The sequence below is a fragment of the Methylobacterium oryzae genome (assembly GCF_021398735.1).
Taxonomy (GTDB): Bacteria; Pseudomonadota; Alphaproteobacteria; order Rhizobiales; family Beijerinckiaceae; genus Methylobacterium.
Window position 1 is genome coordinate 306,501 of record NZ_CP090350.1, and the last position, 6,000, is coordinate 312,500.

Annotated in this window: 5 protein-coding genes (1 of these 5 cut by a window edge); 2 read left to right on the top strand and 3 right to left on the bottom strand. The window is 72.5% G+C overall.

The genetic code is table 11. The features are described from left to right. Nucleotides 1–513: 513 nt before the first annotated feature. Nucleotides 514–1,710 (top strand): FAD-dependent monooxygenase, encoded by a 1,197-nt coding sequence (locus LXM90_RS29885; protein WP_020094401.1) that lies wholly within the window; start codon nucleotides 514–516, stop codon nucleotides 1,708–1,710. Nucleotides 1,711–1,903: 193 nt separating this feature from the next. Here LXM90_RS29885 and LXM90_RS29890 read toward each other — a convergent pair whose 3' ends face one another. Further along, nucleotides 1,904–2,659, bottom strand: a complete 756-nt coding sequence (locus tag LXM90_RS29890) for a DUF72 domain-containing protein (RefSeq protein ID WP_020094400.1) — start codon at nucleotides 2,657–2,659, stop codon at nucleotides 1,904–1,906. Between the two features lie 66 nt (nucleotides 2,660–2,725). On the opposite strand from LXM90_RS29890, the gene LXM90_RS29895 reads away from it, so the two are divergent. Next, complete coding sequence (locus LXM90_RS29895; RefSeq protein WP_234083192.1) at nucleotides 2,726–3,088, top strand: DUF4186 domain-containing protein; 363 nt, start codon at nucleotides 2,726–2,728, stop codon at nucleotides 3,086–3,088. Between the two features lie 95 nt (nucleotides 3,089–3,183). Here the strand turns inward: LXM90_RS29895 and LXM90_RS29900 are convergent, their stop codons facing one another. Together LXM90_RS29900 and LXM90_RS29905 are read right to left on the bottom strand one after the other, a co-directional pair. Further along, nucleotides 3,184–5,568: a type IA DNA topoisomerase gene (locus LXM90_RS29900; RefSeq protein ID WP_020094398.1), complete on the bottom strand. Its 2,385-nt coding sequence runs from the start codon at nucleotides 5,566–5,568 to the stop codon at nucleotides 3,184–3,186. A gap of 375 nt (nucleotides 5,569–5,943) precedes the next feature. Beyond that, nucleotides 5,944–6,000, bottom strand: partial view of a monovalent cation:proton antiporter-2 (CPA2) family protein gene (locus LXM90_RS29905; RefSeq protein WP_020094397.1) — the final stretch only. It continues 1,710 nt past the right edge of the window; only the last 57 of its 1,767 coding nucleotides appear in the window; its start codon lies off the right edge, out of view — the gene reads right to left on this strand; it ends in the stop codon at nucleotides 5,944–5,946.

The following is a 6,000-nucleotide window of genomic DNA, read 5'->3' on the forward strand; positions in this document are numbered from 1 at the left end:
GGGCGCAGAGCGCGCCGACGCGCCGTGTTCGCCGGGTCCGGTCTCTCCGGCTTTCGCAGGGCGCGCGGCCATCACCGGGGAGGCCGCCATCGGCCCGCGCGACGGCGTGGCGGGCCGGAGCAGCAGATTCGCGCGTCTCCGCACCGGCGTCACCCGACCGCTCGCCAGTGCCCGGACCGCCGATGGACCTTCCGTGTCCCCCTGTCATGCCCTGAAATCCCTGCCTGCGCCGGTCTCACGTCAGCCTTGAGCAGACCAGACCGAGTTCCGCGCGCGTCCCGCGCGGGACGATCGGCACGATCGTCGCGCTCATGTTGGGCACGCGGCGAGACCTGTCGAGGGGATCGGCGCCGCCGCGGGTCGGAGCGGGTGGGCCTCCGCGGCGCTGCACGGCCGGGTGGCGATCCCACCGCCGGCACCGCCGAGACGGGAGCGTCCCGCCGCGAACAGCCGCGCTCGTCGCCGGCAACCCGTTGCACCGGGCGCTGTTGGGTCCCCGGGGGTGGTTTCCGTATGGCGCGTCGCATCCTGATCACCGGCGCCAGCATCGCCGGCAATACGGTGGCTTGGTGGCTCGGCCGCAGCGGCTTCGACGTGACCGTCGTCGAGCGCGCGCCCGCCTTCCGGGACGGTGGGCAGAACGTCGATGTGCGCGGCGTCGGTCGCACGGTGCTGCGCCGGATGGGTCTGGAACGGGCCGCCCTCGCCAGCGGCACCGGCGAGGAGGGCACGGCCTGGATCGACGGCCGGGGACGGGTCGCCGCGCGGTTCGACGTCGCCGGGGCCGAGGGTGATGGCCCGACCGCCGAGATGGAGATCCTGCGCGGCGACCTGGCGCGCCTTCTCTACGAGCCGGCCCGGGAGCGGGCCCACTATCGCTTCGGCGACCGTGTGGCCCGCCTCGCGGAGGACGGGGACGCGGTCGCCGTCACCTTCGCGGGCGGCGAGACGGAACGCTACGACGCGGTGGTCGTGGCGGAGGGCGTCGGCTCATCGACCCGCGAGCTCGTCTTTCCCGGAGAGAACGCGCCGCGCTGGATGGATCTGACCATCGCGTACTTCACGATTCCCAGAATCCCCGGCGACGACCGGATGTGGCGCTGGTTCAACGCCACGGGCGGCCGCAGCATCTCGCTGCGGCCGGACCGGCACGGCACGACGCGCGCGATGCTGACGCTCCGTCAGCCGCCCGGCGGTGAGCAGGACGGGGATATCGCTCGCCAGAAGGCGTTCCTGCGGGCGCGGTTCGCCGGCGCCGGGTGGCAGGCCGGGCGCGTCGTGGCCGGCCTGGACGCGGCGGACGATTTCTACCTCGACGTCCTGCGCCAGGTGAGGATGAAGCGCTGGTCGTCCGGACGCGTCGTGCTCACAGGCGACGCGGCCTGGTGCGCGACGCCCCTCGCGGGCATCGGCACGACGCTGGCCGTCACCGGCGCCTGCGTGCTGGCCGGTGAGCTGGCGCGCGCCGACACGGTCGCGGCGGGCTTCGCGGCTTACGAGCGGGTCATGCGCCCGTATGTCGAGAGGGCGCAGGGTGTCCCGAAGCTCGCGCCGAAGCTCATGAACCCGCGCACGCGGATCGGCATCCGTCTCCTTCACGCGGCCCTGAACGTCGCGAGCAGGCCCGCCGTTCGCCGCGTCACCGCGAAGCTGTTCGATGGGCGCTCCGAGGAGCCCGATGTCTCCGCTTACGTCGGTCGATTGGCCTGAATCGGCTCCTCGGCACACACGCTCCGGGCGGTTCCACATCGCGCGCTCGGATCGCCACGGCTCGGTTCACTGCGGGGTCTGACCTTGGCTCAGGAACGACGGCGTCCGTTGTCGGGGCCGCCTCTCCCGACAAGACCGGCTGTGCCGGCGGGGGAAAGTCCTCCCTAGAATTGTGAGATCAATGTCTGTTGTTTCATGAATCGGATCCCTGTCGGGTCTCGACGCGCGCGAGCATGTCGAGGGCATCACCGATCGCGGCGAACTCCGCGGTGTTGTCGAAGATGCACCACGCGCGTCGGCCGAGGGCCTTGTGCGCTCCGAGGCGCTCGGCCATCCGGGACAGGACGCGCGGTTCGTACGCCGAGTAGTACATGCGCGGCGAGCCGTGGAGCCGATAGTAGACGAGGTCCGGCCAGCCACCGGGCATGCCGGCGTTCCGGACCGGCGCGGGGTCGGCCGCGACACGGGCGATCGCGAGGCCGACGAGCAGGCGGTCGACATCTTCTGTGAACCACGTGGCGTGGCGCGGCTCGCAGACGATGTCGCCCGGGAAGCGCCGCCGGAATCCCGATAGGAAGGTCGCCGCGGACGGGCTGTCGAAGGCCAGACTCGGTGGGAGCTGGAGCAGCAGCGGCCCGAGTTTTGTCCCGAGGCCCGTGACCTCCCCGAGGAAGCGCGCGAGGGGCTCATCCACGCCGATGAGGCGCCGCTCGTGCGTGATCGATCGCGGCACCTTCACGGCGAAGCGGAACCCGTCCGGCACCGCCGCAGCCCATCTCGCGTAGGTCGTCGCCCGATGGGGCTGATAGAAGGCGGTGTTGATCTCGACCGCGGAAAAGCGCTGTCCGTACCGCTCCAGATGGCTGCCCGCCTCTGGGAACTGCGGCGCGTAGGCCTTGGGCAGGCTCCAGCCCGCGGTTCCGACGGCGATGGCGTCTGATGGATGCATGGAATACCGCTCGGGGCCGAAGCCATGCCGGCCCGACCGGCGATCGGTAGACCGGGATCTGCGCGCATGCGAGCGCTCGACGAGGTGTTCGACCGTCTCCCGCAATCCGCATTCCGGCGACGCTTCCGGCTGGCGATCGTCGATCGGGTCTACCTGCGAGAGAAGGGGCTCCCGACGGTCTTGGACCACGCGCGGGACTTCGTGCGGCGACGCCTCGCGTCCGCCGAGCCGAGGAACGACGGCAAGCAGACGCCCTTTCGCGGTCATCCCGTCTTCACGGCGCAGCACGCGACGGCAACCTGCTGCCGCGGTTGCCTGGCCAAGTGGCACGCGATCCCCGCCGGCCGGGCATTGACCGCCGTCGAGCAGGCCCACGTGGTCGCCGCGATCGCGCGCTGGCTGCGCTCCGAGGACCCCGAGGCCGCCTGAGCCGCGCGCCAGGCCGGGCGGCCGGCGCCGCCGAGACGGGGCAAAGTCGGCGTCGCGGACGAACGCCGCGATCCTGTCACTCCCGCCGGGGCGCTTCAGGCCCGGCGGCGTGCCGCTGCCGGTCGCGGCGTCCGGGCCACACGGCCCCGCCGCTTCTCCCGCTCCGCGGGCCGCTTGGTCTTCGCCCCTCCGGCGTTCGCCTCGTCCCTCCCCTGCCCTTGCCGCGCGGCGTGCGCGTCGAGGAAGCGCCGGCACGCGTCGAAGTCCGTCTCCGCGTCCGGCGGGCACGGGATGCCGCGCTGCTGGGCGAGGCTGCGTGCGTAGCCGACCATCGCCGCGCTCGGGCTACGCCGGCCGTCTGCGCGGCCGGCGTCGTCCTCCTGCCCGGCACGCGGCCCGGCATGGGTGTCGAGGAACGCGCGGCAGACGCTGATGCTGCTCCTGCAGCCACGCGGCAGCGTCACGCCCTTCCGCTCGGAAAGGCTCACGGCGAACGCCACCATGGCCGGCGTCGGCGGCCGCTGGTCGCCCGGACCGGCCGGGATCAGGCTCGGATCGAGGCTGACCGTCGGCGCCTGCGCGATCGCGGTGATCAGGTCGTCGAGGCGGGCGCGGGTGCGCTGGCGGAAGGCGGTCGCGCGCGCGACCGCCTCGGCGCGCGTGGCCGCCCGTCCGATCTCGGCGAGCTCCGCCTCGAACATGGCGCGCCCGACCGGATCTCCGTAGGCCGGGAACACGCTGCGCACCGCGCTTACGAATCTCAGGCCGACCTCGGTGACCTCGATGGCCGGATCCTTGCCGGTAGACAGCGTGATGTAGCGGCTCTTCAGGAGCTTGGGCAGGATCGTGTCGCGCGTCGCGGCCGTGCCCAGACCCTTCGGCTCGTTCGGGTTGGCGGGGTTCTCCAGGGCGCGCTTGGCGGCCGGATCGTCCACTTGGTCGATCAGCCGGCCCATCACCACCGGCAATTCGCCTCGGGTGATCCGCCGCGGCGGCTCGGTCTTCGCGGTGGCGATCTCCGCCGTCGCGGCGGAGGCGCCCTCGCCGTCGGTCACGAGCGGCAGGCGGGTGGCGGTGGCTTCCGCCTCGCGCTTGGTCTTGCCGGGCACGGCATCCGTTTCGAGCTCGGCCTCGCTGCCGTAGAGCGCGCGCCAGCCCGGCGCGCGCACGACGCTTCCGGAGACGGCGAACCGCCTCACGCCCAGCGGTGTCGCGACATCCGCCGTGACGCTCGTGCGCGCGTCGACCCCGTCGGGCAGGTGCGCGGCGAGATAGGCCTTCGCCACGAGTTCCCACAAGCGGAACTGATCGGTGCTGAGACGGCCGCGCTCGGGCGCCTTGCGCAGGGGCACGATGGCGTGGTGCTCGCCCGGATCCGCGACGTAGTGGCCCTTCAGGCCGCGACGGATCAGCGGCGCAGCGTCGCGCGGAACGACTGTGCTCAGGTCGGTCAGGACGGTCGTGACGGCCGCGATGATCGCGGCGGCATCGCCGGCCTGGCCCTCGGGCAGGTGCTCCGACTCCGTGCGCGGGTAGCTGAGGTACCCCTGATCGTAGAGGTCCTGAGCGATGCCGGCCGTGTGCTGCGGGTCCCAGCCGAACCGCTTGGCGCAGCGTCGCGCCAGGGTGTCCTTCGAGAACAGCCGGGGCGGCGCGCGCCGGACATCCCTGTGCGCGACCGCCAGAGGGCCCGACCACGTCGCCGCGGCGGACCGGATCGTCTCAGCGACCGCCGCATCGAGGATCCGCTCCTTCGGGGCGTGCCAGAGGGTGATCTCCGCGCCTGCATGGGTCCTAATGTGCAGCGCGACCTTGAAGAAGTCCTGCGGCACGAAGGACCGGATCCGCTCCTCCAGGTCCGCCAGGATGGCGAGGGTCGGCGTCTGGACGCCGCCGAAGCGCCAGGGCTCCCGGAAGGCGGGCGGGCGCAGGCGCAGCGAGATCGCCCGCGTGCCGTTCAGGCCGAGATGATAGTCCTCGTACTGCCGGCAGAGCGCCTCGAGATAGGCGGCGTAGTCGCGCTCGCCCGAGGCGGGATCCTTGGCCAGGGCCGCGAAGGCGCGTCGGATCGAGACCTCGTCGAGCGCGCCGAGCTTGAGCCGGTCGACCCGGCCGTTCCAGCCGAGATGCTCGAGCACTTCCCACGCGATCATCGAGCCCTCGCGACCCGGATCCGTGGCGATGATCACGCGGTCCACGCCGCTCAGCGCCTGCCGGATCGCGGCGATCTTCGGTGCGTGCGACTGCCCGGACCGGTTCGTGCCGTAGCCGACCGGGATCGTGGGAAGGACGATCGGGAGGAGGTCGAAGCGCCAGGGCTTCCACTCGGGCCGGATGCTGCCCGGCTCCTCGGCCGACAGCAGATGTCCCTCGGCGGCCACGCAGACCGTGCTCGGCGAGCGGAAGAAGCGCTGCAACTGGCGCATCGCCGAGGGCTTCTCGAAGAAGAACAGCGTGCGACCGGAGCTCGGAGATGACATGTCGCTGACCGCTCGGGCTGTCGCCGCGCCTGACCCAGGGTTCACATTTTGTTCCAGACGGGCTCGGGACGCAACTGGCGCCTTGAGAGGGGAAGCCGTGGGGAAGCCGGCGGCGTGTCGCCCTCCCCAGGCACACCGGCCGGCGCCGCGATGCTGGAGCGGCGCTCGTACCTGTGCGCCGGGCTCGCCCGCGGCGGCGACCCGGAATACCTCCGTGGCCGGATTCCCGCCTGTGGCTGGTGCGTCGCTGTCGACCCGCGCACCGTCCTCCGAAGGCTCCGGGCACGCGCTCGCGCGCTGAGGGTTGCCCGCCCCGGGTGTCTGCCGAGACCAGCAAGCCTTCAGCGGGCACGGCACCGAGCCCCGGTCGCCGGCCTAGCCGGCCGCGTGCGCCGAGCCGGGCTTGTTGCCGTGAATGAGGTCCCGACCCGC

Bases quoted from the DNA above. Each gene is read 5' to 3' on its own strand.
- LXM90_RS29895 (WP_234083192.1), top strand. From the start codon at position 2,726: ATGCGAGCGCTCGACGAGGTGTTCGACCGTCTCCCGCAATCCGCATTC.
- LXM90_RS29900 (WP_020094398.1), bottom strand. From the start codon at position 5,568: ATGTCATCTCCGAGCTCCGGTCGCACGCTGTTCTTCTTCGAGAAGCCC.
- LXM90_RS29885 (WP_020094401.1), top strand. From the start codon at position 514: ATGGCGCGTCGCATCCTGATCACCGGCGCCAGCATCGCCGGCAATACG.
- LXM90_RS29890 (WP_020094400.1), bottom strand. From the start codon at position 2,659: ATGCATCCATCAGACGCCATCGCCGTCGGAACCGCGGGCTGGAGCCTG.